This window comes from Ruoffia tabacinasalis (assembly GCF_042652985.1).
In the GTDB taxonomy this organism is placed as follows: Bacteria; Bacillota; Bacilli; order Lactobacillales; family Aerococcaceae; genus Ruoffia; species Ruoffia tabacinasalis.
This window is the reverse complement of the sequence record NZ_JBHSHQ010000056.1, coordinates 20,199-47,002: the sequence shown is the minus strand read 5'-3', so window position 1 is coordinate 47,002 and position 26,804 is coordinate 20,199. Positions and strand designations below refer to the sequence as shown.

General features: G+C 36.2%; 24 protein-coding genes. 20 read left to right on the top strand and 4 right to left on the bottom strand.

From position 1 onward, the window contains the following. Positions 1–271: 271 nt before the first annotated feature. Positions 272–649, bottom strand: a complete 378-nt coding sequence (locus tag ACFO5Y_RS09495; RefSeq protein WP_197104800.1) for a hypothetical protein — start codon at positions 647–649, stop codon at positions 272–274. Further along, the gene (locus ACFO5Y_RS09490) at positions 639–1,031 is read right to left on the bottom strand and encodes a hypothetical protein (protein ID WP_197104801.1); all 393 of its coding nucleotides are present in this window, start codon (positions 1,029–1,031) and stop codon (positions 639–641) included. Before ACFO5Y_RS09490 ends, ACFO5Y_RS09495 begins: the two co-directional genes overlap by 11 nt. A gap of 921 nt (positions 1,032–1,952) precedes the next feature. Between ACFO5Y_RS09490 and ACFO5Y_RS09485 the strand changes: the two genes are divergently transcribed. From ACFO5Y_RS09485 to ACFO5Y_RS09430, 12 genes are all read left to right on the top strand, one after another. Beyond that, on the top strand, positions 1,953–3,530 hold the full coding sequence (locus ACFO5Y_RS09485; RefSeq protein WP_197104802.1) for an ABC transporter substrate-binding protein: 1,578 nt from the start codon (positions 1,953–1,955) through the stop codon (positions 3,528–3,530). Positions 3,531–3,554: 24 nt separating this feature from the next. Beyond that, positions 3,555–4,508 (top strand): ABC transporter permease, encoded by a 954-nt coding sequence (locus tag ACFO5Y_RS09480; protein WP_197104803.1) that lies wholly within the window; start codon positions 3,555–3,557, stop codon positions 4,506–4,508. A 6-nt stretch (positions 4,509–4,514) separates the two neighbouring features. Next, positions 4,515–5,462: an ABC transporter permease gene (locus ACFO5Y_RS09475; RefSeq protein WP_197104804.1), complete on the top strand. Its 948-nt coding sequence runs from the start codon at positions 4,515–4,517 to the stop codon at positions 5,460–5,462. Further along, positions 5,431–6,435, top strand: coding sequence for an ABC transporter ATP-binding protein (locus ACFO5Y_RS09470; protein ID WP_197104805.1), 1,005 nt, complete (start codon positions 5,431–5,433; stop codon positions 6,433–6,435). The genes ACFO5Y_RS09475 and ACFO5Y_RS09470 overlap by 32 nt, the downstream gene beginning before the upstream one ends. Continuing rightward, positions 6,432–7,379, top strand: coding sequence for an ATP-binding cassette domain-containing protein (locus ACFO5Y_RS09465; RefSeq protein ID WP_197104806.1), 948 nt, complete (start codon positions 6,432–6,434; stop codon positions 7,377–7,379). The genes ACFO5Y_RS09470 and ACFO5Y_RS09465 overlap by 4 nt, the downstream gene beginning before the upstream one ends. Further along, positions 7,376–8,530: a M20 family metallopeptidase gene (locus ACFO5Y_RS09460; RefSeq protein WP_197104807.1), complete on the top strand. Its 1,155-nt coding sequence runs from the start codon at positions 7,376–7,378 to the stop codon at positions 8,528–8,530. Before ACFO5Y_RS09465 ends, ACFO5Y_RS09460 begins: the two co-directional genes overlap by 4 nt. Continuing rightward, a complete protein-coding gene (locus ACFO5Y_RS09455; protein WP_197104808.1) occupies positions 8,527–9,477 on the top strand; it encodes an ATP-grasp domain-containing protein in 951 nt (316 codons plus the stop codon). The genes ACFO5Y_RS09460 and ACFO5Y_RS09455 overlap by 4 nt, the downstream gene beginning before the upstream one ends. A 205-nt stretch (positions 9,478–9,682) precedes the next feature. Then, complete coding sequence (gene purR / locus ACFO5Y_RS09450) at positions 9,683–10,537, top strand: pur operon repressor (protein ID WP_197104809.1); 855 nt, start codon at positions 9,683–9,685, stop codon at positions 10,535–10,537. 108 nt (positions 10,538–10,645) lie between these two features. After that, positions 10,646–12,031, top strand: coding sequence for a bifunctional UDP-N-acetylglucosamine diphosphorylase/glucosamine-1-phosphate N-acetyltransferase GlmU (gene glmU / locus ACFO5Y_RS09445; protein ID WP_197104810.1), 1,386 nt, complete (start codon positions 10,646–10,648; stop codon positions 12,029–12,031). 2 nt (positions 12,032–12,033) lie between these two features. After that, complete coding sequence (locus ACFO5Y_RS09440) at positions 12,034–13,017, top strand: ribose-phosphate diphosphokinase (RefSeq protein ID WP_197104811.1); 984 nt, start codon at positions 12,034–12,036, stop codon at positions 13,015–13,017. 218 nt (positions 13,018–13,235) lie between these two features. Beyond that, positions 13,236–14,636 carry a sugar transferase gene (locus ACFO5Y_RS09435; protein WP_197104812.1) on the top strand — a complete coding sequence of 467 codons (1,401 nt, stop codon included), beginning with the start codon at positions 13,236–13,238 and terminating at the stop codon, positions 14,634–14,636. Positions 14,637–14,893: 257 nt separating this feature from the next. Next, positions 14,894–16,015 carry a hypothetical protein gene (locus tag ACFO5Y_RS09430; RefSeq protein WP_197104813.1) on the top strand — a complete coding sequence of 374 codons (1,122 nt, stop codon included), beginning with the start codon at positions 14,894–14,896 and terminating at the stop codon, positions 16,013–16,015. A 122-nt stretch (positions 16,016–16,137) separates the two neighbouring features. Here the strand turns inward: ACFO5Y_RS09430 and ACFO5Y_RS09425 are convergent, their stop codons facing one another. Further along, positions 16,138–17,025 (bottom strand): YdhK family protein, encoded by an 888-nt coding sequence (locus ACFO5Y_RS09425; RefSeq protein ID WP_197104814.1) that lies wholly within the window; start codon positions 17,023–17,025, stop codon positions 16,138–16,140. A gap of 150 nt (positions 17,026–17,175) precedes the next feature. Between ACFO5Y_RS09425 and ACFO5Y_RS09420 the strand changes: the two genes are divergently transcribed. The 5 genes from ACFO5Y_RS09420 (at position 17,176) to ACFO5Y_RS09400 (ending at position 22,688) form a co-directional block, all read left to right on the top strand. Continuing rightward, positions 17,176–18,111, top strand: a complete 936-nt coding sequence (locus tag ACFO5Y_RS09420; protein WP_197104815.1) for a 2-keto-3-deoxygluconate permease — start codon at positions 17,176–17,178, stop codon at positions 18,109–18,111. 219 nt (positions 18,112–18,330) lie between these two features. Then, a complete protein-coding gene (locus tag ACFO5Y_RS09415; protein WP_197104816.1) occupies positions 18,331–19,830 on the top strand; it encodes a nicotinate phosphoribosyltransferase in 1,500 nt (499 codons plus the stop codon). Between the two features lie 3 nt (positions 19,831–19,833). Further along, on the top strand, positions 19,834–20,661 hold the full coding sequence (nadE, locus tag ACFO5Y_RS09410; RefSeq protein ID WP_197104817.1) for an ammonia-dependent NAD(+) synthetase: 828 nt from the start codon (positions 19,834–19,836) through the stop codon (positions 20,659–20,661). A 34-nt stretch (positions 20,662–20,695) separates the two neighbouring features. Beyond that, positions 20,696–21,694 carry an MraY family glycosyltransferase gene (locus tag ACFO5Y_RS09405; protein ID WP_197104818.1) on the top strand — a complete coding sequence of 333 codons (999 nt, stop codon included), beginning with the start codon at positions 20,696–20,698 and terminating at the stop codon, positions 21,692–21,694. A gap of 127 nt (positions 21,695–21,821) precedes the next feature. Then, positions 21,822–22,688, top strand: a complete 867-nt coding sequence (locus ACFO5Y_RS09400; RefSeq protein ID WP_197104819.1) for a DegV family protein — start codon at positions 21,822–21,824, stop codon at positions 22,686–22,688. Positions 22,689–22,731: 43 nt separating this feature from the next. On the opposite strand, the gene ACFO5Y_RS09395 is transcribed toward ACFO5Y_RS09400, so the two are convergent. After that, positions 22,732–23,385 carry a YigZ family protein gene (locus ACFO5Y_RS09395; protein WP_197104820.1) on the bottom strand — a complete coding sequence of 218 codons (654 nt, stop codon included), beginning with the start codon at positions 23,383–23,385 and terminating at the stop codon, positions 22,732–22,734. 231 nt (positions 23,386–23,616) lie between these two features. Here ACFO5Y_RS09395 and ACFO5Y_RS09390 point away from each other — a divergent pair, with 231 nt between their 5' ends. From ACFO5Y_RS09390 to ACFO5Y_RS09380, 3 genes are all read left to right on the top strand, one after another. Then, on the top strand, positions 23,617–24,483 hold the full coding sequence (locus tag ACFO5Y_RS09390; RefSeq protein ID WP_197104821.1) for a DegV family protein: 867 nt from the start codon (positions 23,617–23,619) through the stop codon (positions 24,481–24,483). Between the two features lie 146 nt (positions 24,484–24,629). Then, positions 24,630–25,709, top strand: a complete 1,080-nt coding sequence (locus ACFO5Y_RS09385; protein WP_231606912.1) for an LLM class flavin-dependent oxidoreductase — start codon at positions 24,630–24,632, stop codon at positions 25,707–25,709. Between the two features lie 13 nt (positions 25,710–25,722). After that, on the top strand, positions 25,723–26,799 hold the full coding sequence (locus ACFO5Y_RS09380; RefSeq protein ID WP_197104822.1) for an LLM class flavin-dependent oxidoreductase: 1,077 nt from the start codon (positions 25,723–25,725) through the stop codon (positions 26,797–26,799). Positions 26,800–26,804: the final 5 nt, after the last annotated feature.

Sequence of the window (26,804 nt, the reverse complement as noted above, 5' to 3'; positions counted from 1 at the left end):
GCAATAGCATAGGAGTCCCCAAAAATTAAAAATTTTCCACCTTCATTATAACATGAGGTAGACTTTTTTTTGTCTTTTTTTGAGAATTTGTTTTAAATAAAAAGCACCAGACAATAAGTCTAGGTGCTTTTTTTATTGAAGTGGTGTTGAGAAATGAATCATTTATTCCAGTGAAAAGGTTCGGTCATCGTAGTGAAACGCTTTCTTCTAAAGTCAGTGTAGTTTACGATAAAACAAAACCACCAAACTTTAGTGGTGGTGGCTATAACATTTATTTACTTAACCGGTAATGAAAACCGGGGATAATTAAATGACTAATTGCGTAGCCAATCATGGCGAAAATAGCTATAAATCGGATCCAATGAGTTGATGGTATGGAATTTGAGAATAGCATAAACAGTATGATTCCAACTAAGCTATACTTACTCCAAGTTGTTGCGGTTAACTTCACAGTATCCCCATCAGAAGCATGAATTTTATTGCTCCGAGCTCCAAATTGAGAAGCTTGTAATTGAACGTTACCGCTAGGTACATCAATATTTAAAATACTTTTATGAGCAACTTTCCCAACTGAAGCACCATTCATTTTGATGTTTAAAGCTGACCCCATACCAATCCAGCCAGTATCTCGAATAATTTTAATTGTCATAAGCGCTACCTCCTATCTCTATTCGATGAAGAGACCCTGGGACAAATAAAAGGACAATAATGTAAATCAACCAAGGTGTTAAAACTAACCATAATAAGTCATATTGGTGGAAAACAGTACTAGTAATAAAAGAAATCAATAAGATACTGAAAAATAATATATCTATAAAAGTAGAGCGGATGACAAGGGTATCACCATTTGTTACATCAATCGTGTTACTTTTTGAACCTGCTTGAGTAACTTGAAGTGAAGAAGGCGATTGTTCTAAATTAAGGGAAAGCTCTTGTTGATGTTCAATTTTATCTACTACTTCACCATTCACTCTTATCTTCAATGATACTGCCATACCAACCCAGCCTGTACGTCGTTTAAGTTTAATCATTACTATTTATTTCTCCTTTCTCTAACCGTAAACTTTGGATAAAAAATCGGCCAATAAGCAGATAATTATCTCGATCAAAGCAATTGTATTAGTCCAAATTCACCCCGTTAGTCTACATATAAAAGGTTTAGTATATAAAAATATAACTAAAGCATAATTCTTAAAAGGAGATTCAATGTTTACAACACCGCTTTCAGTGTTATAATCTCACACACTATATTGTATAGGGTACAGTAATGTTATCAGAAATAGATATCGATTTCATCTTCAATGTAAGTCTAATTAAAGCATTAAACATAATCGATAAAACAAGAGGAAATTCTTAAAACTACTATTACTTTCATGTAGGTATTTAGTACCGTCAATAAAGGGCATGTCGAATGAAATATAATTCCATTCAGCATGCTCTTTTTATAATGAAAAGTTATGTTTAAGCAAAATTAAATAAGAATCTACTAAATAGACCATAAAGTATTTTTTTGACATCAAATTAACTAGGTAAAAAACTCATTTATATTTAATTAAATATTATGTTTAGCCATACTAATTTTCGAACGCTAGTATTCAGTTTTTATAATTTCAATCAATAAATTAATAGTTGAAATTTTAATTAAAAACAAATAAATTAACGAAATATTATAGTTAAACGGTTTCGATATAGTTAATTGAAAACAGAATGAGATTATAATGTTAGTTAATATTGATATAAAATCAAGTTTTTCTCTAAAGTCTTAAAGTGCTATTTAAATTAAATCAAGATTAAACTTTTTTGACGGTTTAAATCATTAATGATATCTTTGGAAATAATTAATTGGAAATTATACTAATATATTTTGAACGTTAGTCATTATAAATTAGTTTTTTAACAATAATAAAAATGAATCTATTTGAAGATTCTAATAAAGATAAAGAGGGTATCGGATGAAGAAAAAAGGAAGTTTATTAAAACGTGTAAGTATATTATTTAGTGTAATGGGTGTTCTAGGAATGGGTTCACCATTAGCGAGTCGAGCTCAAGAATCTCAAGGTGTGAATTCCAATGAGACACTTAATATCGCATTTTCATCTAATTTAACGACACTTGATCCACATTTAACTACAAATCAAGCGACACGAGATGTGGGTCGTCAGATATTTGAAACGTTATTAACATTAAATGAAAATTATGAAGTTATACCACAATTAGCGAAGTCGTATGAAGTAAGTGAAGATGGACTAGTATATACGTTTTATTTAAGAGACGATGTCCAATTCCACAATGGAGATACACTAGAAGCTTCCGATGTTGTTGCTTCGATGGATAAATGGCTTAAAACATCAACACAAGGTAAGGCAAATCTAAAAGATGCTGAGTTTGTTGAAGTAGACCCTTTGACAGTTGAACTGCATATTACTCAACCATCATTGATTGTCCCTTATGTTCTTGCAGATCAAGCCCCCTTTCCAGCGATAGTGCCAGAAGAAAGTGTAACAAGTTCTGACGAGACGGGCTTAACAGATTACATTGGAACAGGTCCTTTCCAGTTAGCAGAATGGGCACCTGATCAACGTATTGTTTTGAATCGATTTGATGATTATGCATCCAGAGAAGAAGAAACAACAGGTCTAGGTGGAAAAAAAGAAGCGTTAGTTAAAGAAGTTGTATTCCATATCGTAACAGATGTTTCAACAAGAGTCTCTGGAATTACCACTGGAGAATATGATATAGCATTTGATATTCCGTTAGATAATGCTGAGCAAATTGAATATATGGAAGGTGTAACAGCTAGCTTTAATCCCGCTGGAACAGCTGCATATGTTTTTAATAAAGCAGAAGGTCCCTTTTCAGATATAAAATTACGGGAAGCATTCAATACGGCGTTGAATGTAGAAGAGGCATTGCTGACAGCTTATAGTAACCCTGAATATTACACACTAGATTCAGCACTGGCGTTACCTGACCAAACGGATTGGTATAGTCAAGCCGGGAGCGAGCAATATAATTTAGCTGATGTTGAATTGGCAAAACAATTGGTGGAGGAATCTGATTATAACGGGGAAGAGGTTGTTATACTAACTACTCGTGATTACCCTGATCATTATAATTTAGCAATTGTTGCCCAACAAACATTAGAAAGCATTGGCGTAAATGTTCGACTAGATATTTTTGATTGGCCAACAACGCAAGAAGTGAGAAAAGATCCAGCTAACTTTGATATATTCCCAATGACTTTTGCTATTCGACCAACCATTCATCAAAATCCATTTTTAGATTCAACTGCAGCATACGCTGGTTGGACAAATAGCCCAGAAATAGATCAATTATTAGTTGATATTACACAAGAAAGTGATTTTGATTCAGCTAAACCTATTATTGATGAATTGCAACAAGCAGTGTGGGACTACTTACCGATTGTTAAATTAGGAAATTATACTGACTTATCAGCAATTGGTGAGAATGTTCAAGGATATTCTGAATTAATTGGTCCTGTTCTATGGAATGTCAGCAAGTCAGAATAAGCTTAATCTGAAAGTGGGGATAAAATGACAAGATATATCATCAAGCGCCTAACATCATTATTGCCTGTATTGTTAGTTGTAGCCGTTGTTGTCTTTTCTTTAGTGCAACTGACGCCCGGTGACCCTGTTTCTGTGCTGTTAGGAGACGAAGCAGATATGGCAACAATTGAACAAGTGCGAACAGAGCTAGGCTTGAATTCTCCTATACACATCCAATTTTTGAATTGGCTTGGAAATCTTTTGAAAGGTGATTTAGGAACATCGATGTTCTTTAAACAGCCAGTCACAGAAATGTTTTGGAGAAATTTTGGTCCAACGCTCGCATTGGCAATATATGCTGAAGTTATTGCGATTGGGTTAGCTTTAATACTTGGATCTTTGGCAGCGAAATATCGTGGGACTTGGTTTGACTACGGTGTTAATGGTTTTACAATTTTAGGCATCTCTGTCCCGAGTTTTCTTTGGGCATTAATCTTAGTATTGGTATTTGCGATATATTTCAGACTATTTCCTACGTCGGGTTATCGGAGTATAGAAGAAGGCTTTGTATCATTTATACGCTATTTGACGTTGCCTGCATTTGCATTGGGGCTCGTGCAAGCAAGTATTATAACGCGTATTACACGAACAACAATGATTGATACTTTAGAAACCCCCTATATTAAAGCAACAGCGGCACGTGGAATTTCGACAAGAAAAATTGTGTTTAAACATGCTCTAAAAAATTCATTTTTACCCATAATGACAGTTATTGGTGATTCCTTTGGAGGACTAATAACCGGAGCGGCAGTTGTTGAGACGGTGTTTAATATCCCAGGGATAGGTCAATTAATCATCAATTCAATTGAACGGCGTGATTATGTTGTTATACAAGGAGTCATCTTACTTATAACGCTTTTATATTTATTATTAAACCTAGGAATAGATATACTTTATGGTATTTTGGATCCAAGAATTCGTTTAGAAGGCGAGGGTTAGTAGAAAATGGAACACATACATGAAAGTATCATAACTAAAAATAAAAAAATAAGTTCCCAACTATCTATATTGAGGATCCCTAAACGTTTTTTAAATAGTAAAATGCTCGTCACGGGTATAATCCTGTTTGCACTGATGGTAGTGGTTGTTCTTTTCGCACCTCAAATTGCAAGGATTGATCCTTATGAAATTAATCCAATCAATAGACTGCAAGCACCAAGTGCTGACTATTGGTTTGGAACAGATGAATTTGGTCGTGATGTATTTAGTCGGTCAATATATGGTGTTAGAAATTCCTTCGTAATAGGAATGACAGTCGCTATTGTTTCTACAATACCAGCATTAATTATTGGTTTGGTAAGCGCATATTACCCAATTTGGGACAATGTTTTAATGCGAATTGTTGACGGGATTTATGCATTTCCAGCTATTCTACTAGCCATTGCGATTGTGTCGATTCGGGGAGCGAATGTTGAGAACTTGATTATTGCCCTAGGCATAGTGTATATACCAGCAGTGAGTCGTGTGATACGTTCAGCAGCACTAAGTATAAAAGGAAAAGACTATATTCAAGCATTGGATTCTCAAGGAGCAAACTCTATTCGAATTTTACTAGTGCATATGTTACCGAATATTTTACCGACCTTACTCATCCAAGTAACTTATATCTTTGCGCAAGCAATAATTACAGAATCAGCATTGAGTTTCTTGGGAGCTGGAATACCTGCTCCCATGCCGAGTCTAGGGAATATATTATTTGATGGGAAGGTTGTTATATACCAAGCATGGTGGATGACAATTTTTCCAGGTTTATTCATTGTGATGTTAGTGATGGGACTAAACTTTTTAGGGGATGGTCTAACAAGTGTATTAGGTAAAAGAAATAAATCAATCCCAAAAAGGAAAAAAGGAGGTATCTTGAATGGAAGCAAAAAAATTACTCGAAGTAACTAATTTGAATGTTTCTTTTTGGAAAGAGGACCGACTTTTGAATGCAGTAAAGGACGTCTCTTTTCACATTAACCACGGTGAAATTGTTGCGATAGTAGGCGAATCTGGAAGTGGAAAAAGTGTCACTGCAGAAGCGTTACTAGGATTGCATGATTCGAAAGCAACCGAAGTTTCGGGAGGTATACAACTTGAAGGGGAATCTGTACTCAGTGACACACACTCATCTTTGCTAAAATTAAGAGGTAAAGAAATTGGAATCATCTTTCAAGACTCAATGAACTCACTGGATCCAGTCTTTAAAATTGAAAATCAATTTATTGAGACGTTGAAAAAACATTTCAAAATGAATAAAAAAACAGCCAAAAAAGTAGCGGCCGAATCATTAAAATTAGCCGGAGTTCCTGATTCTGATAGAGTCTTGAATAGCTATCCGCATGAACTTTCGGGTGGCTTACAACAACGGGTTATGATTGCATTAACGATCAGTTGTCGACCTAAATTGCTTATCGGAGATGAACCTACAACTGCTTTAGATGTAACAATTCAATATCAAATTTTGTCATTATTAAAAAGTATCCAAAGTGAATTAAATACCGGAATATTATTAGTCACACATGATTTTGGTGTCGTTGCTGAAATAGCAACGCGAGTCATCGTAATGTACGCGGGGGAGATTGTTGAAAGTGGTAAAACTAGTGAAATCATTAATAACCCTCTTCATCCGTACACACAATCATTATTAAAATCACGTATTCCTAAAAATCAAAAAAGAGATGAACTCCTTTATACAATTAAAGGAAAAGTACCGTCACTTACCGAGATGCCAGAAAGTGGTTGCCGATTTGCCCCACGTATACCATGGGCAAAATCAAATTCACATGAAACCTATCCAAAGTTACATGAAGTATCTGATGGACACCTTGTTCGTTGTACATGTTGGAAGGCATTTAACTTCCAACCGGAGGTGGCTATATGAGCTTGTTAGAGGTCTCCGACTTAGTCGTTAGTTATCCTATCCGCAAACGGTTTTTACGCCCAAATATTTATTTAGATGCAGTTGATCGAGTTTCGTTTGAGATGTCTGAAGGGGAAACGTTTGGTTTAGTAGGTGAATCTGGATCAGGAAAGTCATCGATTGGCCGTAGTATTCTAGGCTTAGAAAAGTTTAATAAGGGATCCATTACTTTAGACGGTGAGAAATACGGATATGACAATCAAAAAAGAAGTCAACATTTTAAACGGAATGTTCAAATGATTTTTCAAAATTCGTATAGCAGTTTTAATCCAAAAAAGAAAATACTTGATATTATTACAGAACCACTGAAAAATCTAACTTCCTTAACACTTCAGGACCAACGTAAACGAGCGATTGAATTACTGGAAATTATGAAACTATCTGAAAGTGATCTTGAAAAATTTCCAGATGAATTCTCTGGAGGACAACTACAACGAATCGGGGTCGCGCGCGCCGTAGCGACGAACCCAAAGTTGATTATCGCTGACGAACCTGTATCGGCGTTAGATTTATCAGTTCAAGCGGAAGTTTTAAATTATATGAAATTAATTCAGGTTGAGTATAAAGTTAGCTATCTCTTTATATCTCATGACTTGAGTGTTGTGCAACATATGTGTGATCAGCTAGCGATTATGCACAAAGGACGATTTGTGGAGATGGGTAGTCGAGAAGCTGTATACAACAACTCAACTCACATATATACTAAGCAGTTACTAGCGGCTGTTCCAGGAAGTTTATCTAATGACGAATTAGATAAACGAGCGTCGGTATTTGCTGAGTACCAACAAAGCAAAAATAATATGTATAATCAAAACGGAAGAGTTCATGACTTGTATCGCTTGTCGGAGAATCATTTGGTGTCAGGAAAAACAGAAGATAAGCTAGATGAAAGGGCGTTTAAATGACAAATATTTATAAAGAGAAACAAGGCGAAATTGAAGAATTGCTGGAAGAACTTGTTAATATAGATAGTGGTTCTTATTATAAACAAGGGGTGGATGCGGTAGGAAATGTCTTAAAACAAGAATTCGAAAATATTGGAATGAGTGTCACTGTGCATCCATTAGAAGATCGTGGTGATATTTTACAAATCCAACACCCTAATGCAAAGAAACCAGATATTTTATTATCTGGACATATGGACACTGTTTTCCCAGAGGGTACAGTTAAAATGCGGCCATTTAAAATTAAAGGTGAATACGCCTATGGGCCTGGTGTATTTGACATGAAGGGCAGTTTAGTAATGTTGTTATACGCAATGCGAGCCTTGATTCAAGAAGGACATCCTGTTGTCGAACGGATTGTAATTATATTGAATACAGACGAGGAAATCGGCTCCATTGATTCACGAAGTTTAATAGAAACATTTGCATCACAAGCAACATCGGTGTTAGTTATTGAGCCATCCTCTGTTCCTGGAATCATTAATAGTCGTAAAGGCGGAGGTAAGTTTTTCCTCGATATTCACGGAAAATCAGCACATGCAGGTGCAGAACCAGAGAAAGGCTGCAGTGCAATTGAAGAGGCGGCACATAAGATACTACATTTGCATAAATTGTCAGATAATCCTGGAATAAACGTTAATGTTGGATTAATTAGCGGAGGCACATCAATCAATACAATCGCACCTACGTCAGTAGCCGCTATTGACTTAAGGTTTGAGGCTAATGAATTGGGAGTTTTTGCAGAGCAAGAAATCAGGAAAATTTGTCTTCATCCTGTTCTTGAAGGCATCACCTTAAATCTGCGAGGTAAGATTACCCGTCCAGCTTGGGTTGCACCACAGAATAACGGGCGCTTAGAACAAACATTTATCCAATCGGGTAAAAAAATGGGGCTTACTTTACCGCTACTTTATAGTGGAGGCGGGTCAGATGGAAACTTTACGGGAAGTATGGGTGTACCAACTATTGACGGTCTAGGACCATCTGGAGGAGATGCCCATCAAGAAACTGAGTATTTATATTTACCATCCATTCATACAAAAGGGCAATTATTTATTAATGGATTGAAAGAGTTGGCTGTTACGAAAGAACTTATAGGAGGATTACAATGAGTGAATCAAAAGTCTATATTATCCATGAGAATTGGGAATGGACAGAACATTTAGTAAAATGGTTAAATGAGAAACAAATTCCTTATGAAGACTGGAACTTAACTTCAGGCGTCTTAAACTTGTCTGAAGAACCCCCTAAAGGGATTTTCTACAATCGGATGTCAGCTTCTTCACATACACGGGGACACCGTTACTCACCAGAATATACAGATCAAGTGATTAAATGGTTAGAATTTCACGGACGTACAGTTGTGAATGGGTCTGATGCTATTGAGTTAGAAATTAGTAAAGTGAAACAATACCTTTCTTTAGAAAAAGCAGGCATTAAAACACCAAAAACAGTCGCGGTGCTTGGAAGAGAAAACCTTGTTGATGCAGCAGATCAGTTAAACATATATCCTTTAATCACGAAACATAATCGAGCAGGAAAAGGCTTAGGGGTTCAATTGTTTAACAATAAAGAAGAATTAAAAGCATATGTTGATGGACCATTATTTGAGCCTTCGGTAGATGGAATTACTTTGTTACAACAATATATTCAATCAACAGACGGACGTATCCATCGATCAGAATTTATTAACCAGAAATTTTTATATACCGTTTCAATTGATTCTTCTGATGGTTTCAAACTATGTCCAGCTGACGAGTGTGTTATTGGAGAACAAAGCGAAGTATTAGAAACATCGTCAAAATTTAAAATCATTGATCCATTACCGGAGGAACGTCAAAAAGCATATGAATTCTTTTTAAGGAAAAGTAATATTAATGTTGCTGCCATTGAATGGGTACAAAATATTGAAGGAGACATTTTTGTCTACGATGTGAATACAAACACAAACTATAATTCTTCAGCAGAAGAAGCAGTAAATGTATTTGCCCATGAACACCTTGCAACGTATTTAGGGGAATTATTGGAGGAAGAATTTTCATTAGTTACAGTTAAATAACATAAAGATTGAGAGTTAGGTAACGCTAGCTCTTTTTTTATGCTTAAAACAAGATTTTTTTCGGGAGTTATCCCGATGGTAATGATGCGATACTATCATCCATACTAATACACGAACAATAAAAACTAAAAACACGAACAAAATCAAAGTATATATATTTATTGTTTGTGTTTTGGTAATATATACTTAAGAGGTGACTTTCATTATGACTGATAAAAATTATAAACCAAAACGTAATCAACGTATGTTGTATATTTCCCATTACTTAGTCGATAGACCAGGACAGTTAATTAACTTGTCTTATTTTGTTGAGTTTTTGAATGCCGCTAAATCTTCGATTAGTGAAGATATTGATTTTGTTCGAGAAGTCTTTGAAATTAATGAACTCGGAGAAGTTAAGACATTTGCGGGTGCAGCAGGTGGAATTATCTTCTATCCAAAAGTGCCTTTAATTGAACAAAAAGAGTTATTGAATACTTTGATTGATAAATTTACGCATGGAAAGCGAATTTTACAAGGTAATTACATCCATATGAGTGATATTTTGCAAGATTCATATATGTTAAGTAAAGTTGGCAGATTGATTGCTTCTCATTATATCCATAATAATATTGATGCAGTCATGACCGTAGAGTCAAAAGGAATCGGTCTAGCAACGATTGTTGCACGCTATTTAAATGTTCCTTATGTAATCGCTAGACGTGATTCAACAGATGGAATCGGCCCAACGATCTCTGTTAATTATGTATCTGGGTCACACCAAACAGTTAAGAAAATGGAATTAGAAAAGAATAGTTTAAAAATGAATCAACGTGTCTTAATCGTAGATGACTTCCTTCGTAATGGTGGAACGGCTCAAGGGATGATTTCATTACTTGAAGAATTTGACTCGACAGCGGTCGGAGTTTGTGTCCTTGGTGAGAATCGTTCACACGAAACGGACCAATTAACTTTACCAATCAATTCACTCATTAGTGTTCAATTAGTTTATAACGATGAAGAGAGACGTTATGAATTGGATGTTCAACCCGGAAGTTTATTTAATCAATTAACAGAGTAAACGTTTTTTTGTCGTTTCATTTAGGATTGTCAAATTAAACGGTAGATATCTTCGCCTATAATCGCTATAATTATTAAGAGTAAAATGTTTAAAATAAGGAGTGTTTATATGGAGAAGCGATTAGCCGTTGTACTGGCAGCGGGTAAAGGAACACGTATGAAATCAGAGTTATATAAAGTGCTACATACGATAAACGGCATCTCAATGGTAGAACATGTATTACGAGCAGTTCAACAAAGTAATGTTGAGCGAATTGTAACAATTGTAGGACACGGTGCAGAAACAGTGCGAGATGTATTAGCTGATCAATCTGAGTTTGCATTACAAGAAGAGCAATTAGGAACAGGTCATGCTGTACTACAAGCTAAAGATCTATTAAAAGATGAAGAAGGAAGTACTCTTGTAATATGTGGGGACACACCTTTGTTTTCAGCAGAAACATTAAATCAATTGTTCGAATTCCATGAAGAATCTAATGCTAAAGGAACAATTTTAACAGCAATCGCCGAAGACCCAGCGGGGTACGGTCGTGTAGTTAGACAAAGTGATAAAGAGGTTTCACGAATTGTTGAGCAAAAAGATGCAAACGAAGAAGAGCAAGCCATTACAGAAATTAATACGGGGACATATGTCTTCAATAACAAAGCGTTATTTGAAGCTTTGGATAAAGTCGGCAACGAAAATGCACAAGGTGAGTATTACTTACCAGATGTGATTAGTATTATGAAAGAAGCTGGCGATACTGTTAAAGCCTTTACGATGGATAACTTTGATGAAGCTATTGGAGTTAACGACCGTATCGCGTTAGCAGAAGCAACACGCTTAATGACTAAACGCATCAATGAAAAACATATGCGTAACGGTGTTACGTTTGTTAACCCAACAGCAACTTATATCGAAGCAGATGTTGAAATTGGACAAGATACATTAATTGAATCTGGCGTATCCCTTAAAGGAAATACAAAGATTGGTTCACATTCAACGATTGGTTCAAATTCAGAAGTTATATCATCAAATATTGCTGACCATGTTGAAATTCGTCAATCTGTGCTAGAATTTGCAAATGTCGAAGAAAATGTAACTGTGGGACCATTTGCACACTTAAGAGCTAAGAGTGTCTTAAAAGAAGGGGCACATATCGGAAACTTTGTAGAAGTCAAAAACAGTGTTGTTGGAAAGAACTCTAAAGCAGGACACTTGACTTATATCGGGGACGCGGATATTGGTACAGATGTCAACGTAGGTTGTGGAACTGTATTTGTAAATTATGACGGAAAGAATAAATTCCGTTCAACAATTGGCAATGACGTATTCATCGGTTCGGGCTCAAATATTGTTGCACCTGTAACAGTAGGAGACCGAGCAATCATTGCAGCAGGTTCTACGGTTAATAGTGATGTTCCAGAAGAAGCACTTGCAATTGCTAGGTCACGTCAAGAGAACAAAGACAAATACTGGAAACGCTTCAAAGACAAACAAAATCTGGAGGATTAATAATGATAGAGAAACCATATTCTGATTCAAAACTTAAAATTTTCGCACTAAGTTCTAACCGCCCGTTAGCAGAAAAGATTGCGGATGAAGTAGGTGTAGAATTAGGAGATATTAATATATCTCAGTTTGCTGATGGTGAGATTAAAGTTAATATTGATGAAAGTATTCGTGGAGACCATGTTTATTTGGTACAATCAACATCGTATCCGGTGAATGACCACTTAATGGAGTTATTAATTGCTATTGACGCATTGCGTCGTGCAAGTGCTAAAACAATTAACGTAGTTATCCCTTATTACGGATATGCACGTCAAGATCGTAAAGCACAACCTCGTGAACCAATTACAGCGAAATTAGTTGCAAACATGTTAGTACAAGCAGGAGTTGACCGTTTAGTAACCTTAGACTTACATGCGGCTCAAATTCAAGGCTTCTTCGATATTCCAATGGACCACTTATTAGGTGCACCATTATTAGCAAATTACTTCATCGATAACCATCTTGAAGGTGATGATGTTGTTGTTGTATCACCAGACCACGGCGGGGTGACTCGTGCACGTAAATTAGCTGAATTCTTAAAATCACCGATTGCGATTATCGACAAACGTCGTCCAAAAGCAAACGTTGCTGAAATTATGAATATTGTTGGGGAAGTAAAAGGAAAAACTTGTGTCATCATTGATGATATGATTGATACAGCTGGGACTATTACATTAGCAGCAGATGCTTTAATGGAAAAAGGTGCGAAAGATATTTATGTTTGTTGTACACACCCAGTATTATCTGGACCAGCAATCAGTCGCTTAGAAGCATCACCAATCAAAAAAGTGATTATTACAGACTCAATCTCTTTACCAGAAGATAAAAAATTAGATAAAATTGAAACAGTGACGGTTTCACAACTTGTTGGAGAAGCAATTAAACGTATCCACGAAAACCGTTCAGTGAGTCCATTATTTGAAGAGCAATTCAAATTAATTGACTAATCATGATGTGATTGAAAGTGCCGACAGGAGAGATCTTGTTGGTGCTTTTTTATTCTTAAACCATATTCTAATCAGTTTACTATTGATAGTTTGGGCTATATATGCAATAATTCTTTGATATTCCTATTTAAATTGTATAGAATTAAACAGGGTAGAAAAAGAACATTATATATAAGAATTATTTTATAATAGAATAATGAAAGAAAGGAAGTTATTGCGTGAATAAGCATCGCTATGAATGGAATAACTTGTTACGCTTTGGTGCTGTTATACTGAGCTCCATAGTGGCGATTGGGTGTATTTATTTATCATTTTACATCAAATTTTTAGGCGATATACCAGCTAGAAACTTTAGTGCTTTTGAAGATAGTTATATATGGATATTTATCGGTTACATTATTATTAACTTTCTATTTGGTACTTATGTTTTCTATAACAAGAGTGTGTTAGATATTTTTTACTTTACGATGTTAAGTCAGTTAGTACTGAATGTTTACATTATGGCTCTGACTTTTGCGGGAAGCTGGCTAACATTTCCACGATCAGTGTTACTAGTGAACTTATTTGTTGGAACCTTTGTGTTATTTATTTTTAATGTATTGGTTTACTTACTGTACCAACAACTTCGGGGTCAAAAGAAAATCTTAGTTGTTGGAGAATCGGACCGGGCACTTGAAGCAGTTCGGAACTTTTCATTAATGAAAAACAAACGTCATAAAGTGACACATGTCGTCTTATCAGATTACTTAAAACATATTGAGGAATTAGCTGATCATGTGGATATTGTTTATTTAACAGGGTATATACCTGAAGAGCAACGTTTAGATATTTATGAATATTTGATGCACCAAAATAAAAAGTTATTTATAAGTACTCAATTTGAGAACTTAATGATGGTTAATCCAAATATTATGAACTTTGAAGATGAAAGTATTATTGAAGTTTCTAGTTTTGAAATTCCATCTGAAGATAATATGTTAAAACGTAGCATTGATATTTTAGTTTCTTTAGTTTTAACTATTTTAACCTTACCGATTATGTTAGGAACAGCTATTGCGATTAAGATTGATTCGCCAGGACCTATCTTTTATAAGCAGGAGCGTATTACTAGAGGTGAAAAACACTTTAATATCTTAAAATTCCGCTCGATGTCAGTGACAGCAGAATCAGATTCTGGCCCTGTATTGGCAGCGAAAAATGATACACGTGTGACAAAGGTCGGGAAATTTATTCGAAGTACGCGAATTGATGAATTACCGCAGTTGTTAAATGTGCTTAAAGGGGATATGTCACTTGTTGGGCCTCGACCTGAGCGTCCGTTCTTCGTTGAACAGTTTAAAGAGCAGAACCCGTATTATACTTTAAGACATCATGTAAGAGCAGGGATTACTGGTTATGCGCAAGTTTATGGGAAGTATAGTACCGACTTTAATAGCAAACTGAACTTTGATCTGTTATATATTAAGAACTATTCAATCGCGTTTGATTTTAAACTATTATTCCAAACGGTGAAAATCTTATTTGATAAAGTGAGTTCGCGTGGTGTTGATGATGAGGAAGAAGTTTCAACACAAGATGAATGGTCAGATTTTGCGAAGACAATTATTATCGTGAAATAAAAAGTATGAATCTTATATGAACAAGTATGGTGCTCGAATGAGTCCATGCTTGTTTTTATCTTTAGGCAAATGCTATGGAATAAAGAATTATAGATGAAATTTTAAAGATAAAGTAGTAATAAATTGTTTAAATAAAGATCAGGTTGTCGATAAATTCTCAGTGGATTTTTTTGTTTTTATTTACTGGGAATGGATATCATTTGGCTTACTATCGATAAATATAGTATAATTAACTGTAACGAAAGGATAGTGAAAAAATGAAAAAATCTATTAAAATATTTTTTAGTTTATTGACAACTGTAACAATGGCATTCGGTGTCGTAACACCCACTGTTTCAGCTCAAGACACTAACTGGGACGAAGTCCTAACTCAACTTAATGAGGTAAACCAAGAGGTAGTATCTATGGAAGGTGACGGAACAATTAATGTTTCTGCCGATCAATTTATCGATGCTGCATTAAACTTTGATTTCCGTTATAACGTAGAAGAGTCTTTTGCACTTGAATTAGCTGGAGACGTTACGGGTGAGTTAGTTACAACAGATGCAGAAGGTAACCCATCTTCAATGCCTTTGGATTTCGCAGGACAAGCATCAATAATTGATGGTATTGCTTACTTATTCGATGGTTCAAGCTGGACTGTTGAAGATGTATCAGCTCAAGAAGAGCAAATTGCTGCCGAATTTGATAGTATAATGGCCCAAATACAAGAACAAGCAGATACAATGAGTAACCCTGAATTGACTCAAAAATACTTTGATTTAAGTGAGACGGATTCTGAATACGTTATGACTTTAAAACAAGATATTAATCCAGATGAATTCTGGGCAGATGTTGAAAGTCTCGTAGACATGGAACAAATCAAACAAGAAACTATTGACCAAACTATTCAACAAGCAGAAGCAAGTGGACAAGAAGTTACTGAAGAAGATCGTCAAACGTTAGAAGAACAAATGGATCTTTCAATGGAAGCAACTAAGAGTGTAATGTTCCAATTAGTTGATACGATGGAATTCCGTTACTCTAAAGAAACTTACTACTTAACGCATATGTTAATGGACTATAGTTTAGATAGAGCAAACATGGAAGAAATCGCTGCTGATATGGGTGAAACAACTGAAGGAATCCCAGAAGACTTTAACGTAGCATTCTCTATGGAATTCAACTTTGCTAACCATGGTGAAGTCTTTGATATCGTAGTTCCAGAAGGTGCACCAACTTTTGATGAAGCTAGCTCAACTGAAGAGTCAGCAACAGAAGGTACTGAATCATTAGAAGAAAGTACAACTGAAGAAACATCAGAAGAAACAACTGGAGTGCCAGCTGAAGAATCGTCAGTAGAAGAAACGACTGAAGAAAGCTCAGAAGCTGCAGAATAATTTATGATTGATTTAATACCGCAAAGGTTCGCCTTTGCGGTATTTTTTGTTGCAGTGAATTGTTGGGGTTAAAGTAAGTAAAAAAATATCCTCCCGAAATGGGAGGATAGGATTATTAGTAATTATTCAGTTCCTTCACTGCTAGATTCTTCCGAACCAGATTCTTCAGGTGTACTTTCTTCACTTGATTCTTCTTCGGATGATGATTCCTCATCTGAACTTTCTTCAGGAGTAGACTCAGACTCTGATCCAGATTCTTCATCTGACGATGATTCTTCGCTTCCACTTTCATCTTCTGATGATTCTGGAGCCGACTCTGATGTAGCTGGGGCAGTTTCTTCTGAGCTATCTAAAGTAGCTAACTCATCTTCTGTTACCCATTTATGGTTAATGACTTCTTCGCCACTTTCAGTATCGATGTAATCAACTAAGTAAACAGTTGTTTCATTCACTGCATCGATTGTAGCAGTTGCACCTTCCATACCAGGCATGTGATAAGCTTCAACTGTCACTTCAGCTCCGACTTCAAACGGTGCGTCTACGTCTTCTTGATCAGCTGCTTCAGCAATTTCTTCTTGCACTATCCAACGGTGATTTTCTACGGGTTCACTGTCATCTGTTGGTGTGTAAGAGATTTCGTATGCTGTTGTATCAAAGGCAGCAACGACTGTCCCTTGAGCGCCTTCCATACCAGGCATATGTGTCGCATTAATTTGAACATCGTCGCCTACTTTATATGTAGGTTCACGTTCAATTTTAATGTTGCCGGGTAAGCGACCTTCGTCATCGTGCGTCATTTCACCAGGTTCTTCAGTTGTTGATTCACTTTCTTCACCTGTCACAGCATCGCTAATATCGCTTGCTGCGTCATCAACTGTATCACCAACTGATTCAGAAATTTCGTCCACTGAATCTTGTGCAAATACGCCATTTAAACTTGTTGCGGAGGATGCTCCGAATAATAACACTGCTGAGAGCACCATTGCACTTTTACTAATGTATTTTTTCATATATAACATCTCCTCTGTTTATTACTATAAAACAAAATTTAATGGATTTCAAAAAATATGATTAATACGTTTACACAAAATATTAGATAGTTACAGCTGGAAAACTATGCTATGATAGGATTTCCAATAAATAAGAGGCGTTGAAATTTAGTGTTAAATGCGATTAAAAAAGTTCCTGCAGGAACATTTCTAGTCCCAATGTTGATTAGTGCAATTTTATATACTTTTTGGCCAAACTTGTTCCAAGTAGGTGGTTTAACTGAACATATTTTTGGAGGTTCAGGAACGAACGGAATCGTTGGTGCGATTGTTTTTTGTTCAGGAACTGGGATTGACTTAAAGAAAATCGGTTATGCTTTAAAACGTCAAGGTGTTCTATTATTAGTTAAATTTGCTGTTGGAGTTGGATTAAGTTTATTGTATATTTCAATCTTTGGCTTACCAGGAGTTTTTGGAATCAATGCCTTAGCATTTACAATTGTTATTTGTTCAATTAACCCAGCTGTGTATCTATCATTAATGCAACAATACGGAACGGAACAAGATACAGCAGTTTACGGTATCACAGGTCTATTCAGTATCGCTGCAGTTCCAATGATTGTATTTGGTATATCAAGTGGGGGCGGCATGGACTGGATGCCTGTGTTAAGTACGCTTATCCCAATGGCAGCAGGGATTGCCTTTGGTAATATTGATCCGAACTTTAGAAGTTTATTCATGCCAGCTTTACCAGGTTTAACGATGTTAATGGGTTGGAACTTAGGTTACGGGATGAACTTAATTGAAGCATTCCAAGCAGGAGTAGCTGGAATTATTGTAACGATTGTCTTCTATATTGTAAGTGTCATCTTTGTTGTGATTGACCGCAATGTCTTAGGCAATGATGGATCAGTTGGTGCGACATTTATGACTGTAGCTGGTTTATCAGTTTCAACAGCAGGAATTTTAGGAAGTATTTATCCAGAGGTTCTTGGAGAGTATGTTACAGCCGCTGCATCTGAAACATTAATGGCAGTTGTTATTACAAGTGTAATTACACCTTCGATTGTTGCTAAATTATCAGCACGTGAAAATAAATTAACGTAATAATTATATGTGGCAAGAGACTTTTTCGGAAGTTTCTTGTTTTTTTATTGCTTCATAAAAGCCCATTAAAGTGTAATATATATGAAATCGGGTCCATTTATGCTATATTTAAAATAATTTAAGTGATGCTCGAATAATTAGTAGCGCGTTTAAAATACACTATTAGTTATGTGATATAATATACAAGGAATGAAGTAAACAGTTTACTGGAGGATGCTTATGTATAAATTTGAAGATGATAGTTTAATGTTACATACAGATTTGTATCAGATTAATATGTTACAAACATACTGGCAGAATGGAATGGATCAACGCAAAGCAGTCTTTGAATCTTATTTTAGATCAATACCTTTCGAGAATGGTTTTGCTATTTTTGCAGGGTTAGAGCGGATTTTAAATTATATCAATAATTTGAAATTTACTCAGAGCGATTTGGACTACTTAAGAAGCTTAGAAACATATCCAGAAGAATTTTTGACTTATTTAGAGAATATGGAATTCAAATTAACCATTCGTTCAATGCGAGAAGGTGAATTATGTTTCGCAGATGAGCCATTGATTCAAGTTGAAGGTCCGTTAGGTCAATGTCAACTAGTTGAGACGGCCATTCTAAATATGCTGAATTACCAAACTTTAATTGCGACGAAAGCAGCGCGCTTAAAGTCAGTCGTTGACGAAGACGATTCTTTAGCAGAATTCGGATCACGTCGTGCTCAAGAAACAGCAGCGGCGATTTGGGGATCAAGAGCGGCTTATATCGGCGGGTTTGATTCGACAAGTAATGTGCGTGCAGGGAAATTATTTGGTATTCCCGTTTCTGGAACACATGCTCATTCATTAGTTCAAGCGTACCGTGATGAATATGAAGCTTTTACTGCTTATGCTAAAACGCATAAGAACGTGGTGTTTTTAGTAGATACATACGATACTTTACGTTCAGGTGTACCTACCGCAATTAAAGTAGCGAAGGAACAAGGAGATAAGATTAACTTTATCGGTGTTCGAATTGATTCAGGCGATATGGCCTATCAATCAAAACGTATTCGTGAACAATTAGATGAAGCAGGGTTCCCTGATGCGCGCATCATAGCATCTAACGATTTAGACGAGAAGACTATTCTTAACTTGCGTATGCAAGGGGCTAAAATTAATGACTGGGGTGTTGGTACAAAACTGATTACAGCTTATGACCAACCAGCTTTAGGTGCCGTATACAAATTAGTAAGTATCGAAAACTCTAAAGGCGAATTAGTGCCAACAATGAAAATTTCAAGTAATGCAGCCAAAATTTCTACACCAGGAATAAAACAAGTGTGGCGTATAACACGTAACCATGATGGTAAATCAGAAGGTGATTACGTGGCACTTATTGAAGAGCGTCCAGACTTAGAAGAGTCACTCTTTATGTTCCACCCGGTTCATACTTATATTAATAAGACTGTCGTTGATTTTACCGCACGTCCACTACTCACCGAAGTTTGGAAAGACGGTAAATGTGTGTATGATTTACCATCAGTCGACGAAATACGTGACTATGCGGCTCATAATATCTCTGCTTTATGGGATGAGTACAAACGTATCTTGAATCCAGAACAATATCCAGTCGATCTGTCTCAAAACTTATACGATGAAAAAATGCGTAGCATTAAAGATATTCGTGATAAAGTTGACAATCATGTCCTTGAGATAGAAGAAGAGCTTTTAAAGGAAGGTGAGTAAGCTATGCGCCCATTACAAAAAGAAATCATCGAAGAATTAAAGGTCTTACCAGAGATTGATGTCCAAAAAGAAATTCGTCGCTCGGTTGATTTTTTAAAAAACTATTTATTAAAGAATCAAGGACTCTCTACTTATGTTCTTGGAATTAGTGGCGGACAAGACTCGACTTTAGCAGGAAGACTTGCTCAAATGGCTATTTCTGAATTGCGTGAGGAAACCGGTGAGGAACGTTATCAATTTATCGCGGTTCGTTTACCTTATGGAGTTCAAGCAGATGAAAGCGACGCTCAACTAGCCCTTGAATTTATTCAAGCCGACCAAACAATGACGGTTAACATTGAAGCAGCCACAAATGCAATGATTGAAGCTGTTGAAGTCAATAATATTGAAGTGAATGATTATCATAAGGGGAATGTCAAAGCACGTCAGCGTATGATTGCTCAATTCACCATTGCAGGTCAACTAGCAGGAGCCGTGATTGGTACAGACCATGCGGCTGAAAGTGTGACAGGCTTCTTCACAAAATTCGGAGACGGCGCAGCAGATATTCTGCCGCTCTGGCGCTTAAACAAGAGTCAAGGAGCAGAAATGTTGAAAGAACTTGGTGCTGTCAAAGAACTTTATGAAAAAGTTCCGACAGCCGATTTAGAAGAAAATCGTCCACAACTAGCTGATGAAGATGCACTTGGTGTGAGTTATAAAGCGATTGATGCTTACTTACGGGGGGAAGATGTGGCTGAAAAAGATGCCAAAGTTATTGAAGATTGGTTTATCAGAACACGTCATAAACGCCATTTACCTATTACGGTTTATGATGATTTTTGGAAATAAATTAAAAGATTTGTGAGTTAAAGGAGGGAGAATGTTGGCAGTCATAACTGTAGGCGGATGGAATATATTGCTGACATTCATCGCTTCTTTTTGTTTTACTTTTATATTGCAAAAGCTACTTCCTGAAAAAGACGGGAAACCGCCTAATTATGGTGGCGTTGCGGTGTTTGCTAGCTTTTGGCTGGGCTTTTTTACGATGTTTCCAGTCTTGCTTTTTAACAGTCCGCAATGGAATATCTTCTTAGCCTCTGCCATTGTAGTAATCACTGGAATTATCGATGATACATGTGATTTAAAACCTTGGCAGAAGACTTTGGGCATTTTAATCGCGGCGAATGTCATTTATTTTTATACGGATGTGGCTTTTTCATCTGTATTAATCGCGGAAGTGCCGGCTTGGTTATTTGACTCATTAGCTTACGTATTAACAATTGCTTGGATCTATTTTGTAACCAATGCGATGAATTTATTAGATGGGTTAGATGGTTTAGTCAGTAGCGTTGCGACAACAAGTTTAGTGACACTGACAGTCATGATTTACATTTCAAGTCTATCAATTCGACTCACTCTCATTATGATGCTCGTTTTATTAGCAGCATCGATTCTAGGTTTTTTACCATTTAACTGGTTTCCTGCCAAAATATATTTAGGTGACACAGGAGCATTATTTATTGGGTTCATGTTCGCGACTTTAACAGTATATAATTTAAAAAATATCAGTATATTTTCACTAATTGTGCCGATTTTATTTTATGCGGTGCCATTATTTGATACTTCTTATGCGATTGTTCGACGGTTTTTAAATGGACAATCGATGGTTGAGCGAGATGAGGATCATTTGCATCACCGTTTACTTCGTCAAGGCTTTACCGTGCCGCAAATTGTGATATTGATGATTGGGATTACGCTTGTTTTTTCAGTATTTGCGATATTTTCGCAACTTTATCATCAATTCCGTTGGGTCTTTATTTTTCTATCTGGAGGGCTCATCGTACTACTGACGGTCTTTATGTCGCGCCTTGATAATAAATAGTAACTGAAAGCATCGCTTTTGCGATGTTTTTTTCATTTTTCGGCCATTTAATACATACATAGTTAATGTTTCTTTGTTACAATTCGTAATGATTAAAATACAACCAAGTCATTTGAAGGAGATAGATATGAAAACTGCGTATATAATAGATAGTTCATCGAGTATTAATGAAACTCTAGGAAACCGTTCTGATGTTTATGTGCAAAATCTTGAAGTCACTTGGGGAGACACTGCATATACGGATACAACGGACTTAAGTTTGATGAAAGAATTTTATCAACGCTTAGAATCAACAGAAGAGTTACCGAAGACTTCGCAACCTAGACAAGGGAAATTAATTGAATCCTTTGAAGATATTGTTCAAAAAGGATACGATTCAGTAATTATCATTACACTCGCATCAGCAATTAGTGGGACATATAATACTTTCCGTATGATTAGTGAGCATTATCAAAAGTCTTTAGATATTCGAATGATTGATTCCAAGGGAACGTCATATGTTGAAGAGCGGCTGTTAGAATATGCGATTGAATTAAATGACGATGGTTTTGATTTGGATACGATTGAAGAAAAATTAAACTGGTTCTCTGAACAAGCGAAGATTTATGTTGTCATTGAAGACTTGAATGCGATTGTTAAAGGTGGTCGATTAAGTTCGTTCGGTGCCTTTTTGGGAAGCACTTTAAAAATCCGTCCGATACTTCATTTTGATGATGAAGGAAAAGTCGAAGTATTCGATAAAGTTAGAACAACAAAGAAAGTTTATCAAAGATACTTGTCTCTTGTAGATGAGGCTGTGGATCAGTACCCTGATGGTTTTGATTTAGCCTTAGCACATGGAGACTGTGAGGACAGTGCTTTAGAAGTGAAAGAATTAATATTGAAAAAATATCCCGAGATGTCTTTTAGAGTAGGTTACTTAACACCAGTTCTTGGAACGCATGGGGGTAAAAACTCTTTAGGAATCGGAATTTTACCAAACTTACCGAAATAAAAATAAGACTACCATTCACAAACGAATGGTAGTCTCTGCTAATTTACTCAGGCTGTGTCGTTGTTACTGGAACATCAACGGTTTGTTCACCAATTTCAGTCCATTCAATTTGTCCACTGAATTGGTCGATTAATTCTTGATGGACCGGCTCAATGTCACCTAGATACAAAGCTAAGGTTTGAGACACTTTATCTGTATACTGAGTGTCAAGAACTGTAATGGGCGTACTCGTTTGTTCCAAGTAGTAGTTAAAGTTATCCACTTGATTATATTCTAGTGTTAATTCAATCACCATTTGCGTTGCATTCGCAATCAATTTGGCGTGGTTTAGCGTTTCGCTAACCGACGTACTATAAGCGCGAATTAAACCGCCCGCACCCAGTTTTGTCCCGCCAAAGTATCTTACGGTCACGGCCATAATATAGGTTAGATTGTTTCGCTTTAAAACTTCTAACATCGGAACACCCGCGGTTCCACTCGGTTCACCATCATCACTCATACGTTGAATCGATGAATCTTCGTTCAAGATAAAGGCTTGGCAATGATGCGTCGCTTTATAATGTTCTTTGCGGATTGCAGCAAGTTGTTCATTGAATTCTTCTTCTGTTTGAATGGGAATTAGATACGTAATAAAGCGAGATTTCTTAATGTCAATCTCATGAATAATCGGTTCTTTGATACTATAATAATTAACCAAAGTGATGCTCCTTGTCTGTGTAGTTGTCTTATGACTATATTATCATGCTTAAAGCACTAGCTCAAATAAGTAAAAAGAACATTGAAGCTTTAATATAAGGAAAATAGAGCCACGAACTGCTTTAATTAATCAACGTCAGTATCCCTAGTTGACATAAACCTACGAATTCCATAATATAGTCTAATCGAGATGAATAAAAACATCTTAGAATCTAATAGAAAGGAGACCTGAATGAAACCAGCAATTATTATTGATAGTACAGCATATTTATCAGAAGAATTGAGACAACTTCCAAATGTTTACCAAGTAAACTTAAGTGTTATTTTTGAAGATGGTTCGATTGCCCATGACACCAATGATCCAAAAGAACAAGAAGCATTCTTCAAACAGTTAGAAACTCAATCCTCACTACCAACAACGTCACAACCGTCTGTTGGACATTACTATGACACAGTGGATCAAATTATTGAAGATGGTTACGATACTATCTTTGCTATTCATCTATCTAGTGGGATTAGTGGGACATTCCAAAGCGGAAAGATGGTCTTAGATGAATATAAACATCTTATCAACAGTTACTGTATCGATTCATTAGCTGCATCTGTTGCAATGGAAGCCATTATCGAAAATGTCATTAGATGGTGTCAAGAAGGTGTTGAAGCTGAAGAGATTTATCGACGTGCCACTTGGCAAGCAACGCATTTGGATATATATTTAATGGTCGAGAACTTAGACAATTTAGCTAAAGGCGGTCGTTTAAGTACGACAAGTGCCGTCTTGGGAAATTTATTAAAAATACGTCCACTATTATACTTTAACGAAGAAGGTAAAATCGTACTATTTGAGAAATTACGTACAAACCGTAGAGTGTATCAAAGATGGCATGAACTTGTGAAAAAGGCAACTGAAGAGTACCCAGATGGGATTGAAGTAAGATTTGCACATGCTTTAGATCAAGAGGAAATTGAACAAATAGCACATGATATGCAACAGAAATTCCCAGATATCAATATTCGTATAAATGGCTTAGGAACGGTTATTTCAACCCACACAGGTCAAAGAGCAAAAGGGATGTTAATTCTTCCTCTAATAAATTAATTGCAATTATAATATATTAAATTTTAACAAGCCGTTCTTGGCTTGTTTTTTTTGAGCGAATTTTATCAAGAATGGTCAAAGATGGTTTATACTATAAGAGAAACGTAGTAAAATGAATATACAAATATGACGAAAGTGAGGAAGACATGTCTAAATCGAGTTTGATTCACAGTCCTAATCCTAAGATTGATACATCGAATGGAATAGAATTTGGCCTTTACTCATTAGGAGATCATTTACCAAATCCACATACTAAAAAGAGAATTTCAGCGAAAGAACGTATTCAAGAAATTATTGAAATAGCAAAGCTCGCTGAAGATGCTGGTTTCGACATTTTTCAATTAGGCGAGTCTCATCAGGAATATTTCGTGTCACAATCACACTTACTTATTCTGACAGCGATTGCGAAGGCGACGGAAAATATCCGATTGTCATCGGCAGTAACAACAATTGGTGTACTTGACCCAGTTCGCGTTTATGAAGATGCGGCGACCTTAGATCTAATATCGAATGGCCGAATGGAATTAATTGCGGGACGTGCATCAAGGTTTGGTTCCTTTGAGTTATTAGGTTATAATAGTAATGATTATAAAGAATTATTTGAAGAGAAATTTGAGTTATTATTGAAACTAAATGAAGGCGAAAGGGTCACTTGGGAAGGTGAGTTTAGAGCACCTTTAAACGATGCACTAATATTACCGCGTCCTTTAAAGAATCATCTACCTATTTGGCGAGGCTTAGGGAATACAATGACTTCAGCAATTCGTGCAGGTGAATTAGGCGTGCCTGTGTTTCAAGCGACATTAGCTGGAGCTGTTATGACCTACGCAAACCGCATTAATAATTTTAGAAGCGCTGCCAAAGATGCAAGGCACGATATTGATAATATTCCTGTTGGTACGGGTGGTTGGGTTTTTATTCGTGAAAGTACGAAAGAAGCTTACCGTCAAGTTTATCCGTATATCAACGAAGGTTTTAAATTAACGAATGGGGAATCTTTTCCCAAACGTGCATTAGCTCAAGGACAAAGTATTAAAAGCGTTGTAACTATTGGAGAACCATCACTCATCATTGAGAAGATTTTGTACCAACACGAAGCGTTTAAACAACAGCGATTTAGTGCTCAAATTGACTTTGCTGGGATGGAATTTGACGAAGTGAAGAAGACACTCTACTTATTAGCTGATAAAGTTATGGCCACTGTAAAAAAATATACGAAGTCATAGAAAGGAAATTACTATGCAATCTCAAAAAAATACATTACCACACATCGATACATCAAACGGAATTGAATTTGGTCTTTACACATTAGGAGATATTGTAACTAATCCACATACAGGTGTTAGAATGTCTGAGAAAGAACGTATTGATCAAATCATCGAGATGGCTTTACTTGCTGAGCAAGCAGGAATGGATGTGTTCCAAGTCGGTGAATCACATCAAGAACATTTTGTTTCACAAGCACATATGGTTATTTTAGCAGCCATTGCTCAAGCAACTAAAAACATTAAACTAACTTCTGGTGCAACTATTATTAGTACATCAGATCCAGTTCGCGTTTATGAAGATGCGGCAACTATTGACTTAATTTCAGATGGAAGATTTGAAGTCGTTGCAGGCCGTGCTTCTCGTGTCGGAATCTTTGATTTATTAGGTTACAAATTAGATGATTATGAAGCTTTATTTGAAGAAAAACTAGATTTACTACTTAAAATTAATCGCAATAAACGTGTCACTTGGGAAGGGGAATTCCGTGCACCTCTAAATGATGCGCTAGTTCTTCCAAGACCTGATAATGAATCAGGTAGATTGCCAATTTGGCGTGCGGTGGGTGGTTCTTTAAATTCTGCTAAAAACGCTGCGATTGCAGGTATTCCGCTTTACTTAGCTTACTTAGGTGGTCCTGCTGAAGCCTTTAGACATTTAACGGATGCTTACCGTGAAACTGCGGTTCACGAAGGTTATGACGTAAACACTTTACCAGTCGCAACAGCGAGTTATTTATATGTTCGTGAAGATGCTCAAAAAGCATTCCAAGAGTATTACCCACATGTAAACTCAGGAATGGTTCACTCAAATGGACAGTCATTCCCTAAACAACAGTTTGCTCAAGGACTAGATCCAAGAAGCATCATTAATGTTGGAGATCCAAGTTTAGTTATTGAGAAGTTACTATATCAACACGAAGTCTTTGGAATGGACCGCTATGTTGGACAAATCGATTTAGGTGGTGTCTCAACCGATGACATTAAACGCACGATTGATTTATTAGCAACAAAAGTCATTCCAGAAGTTAAAAAACATACTAAGAAATAGCTAGG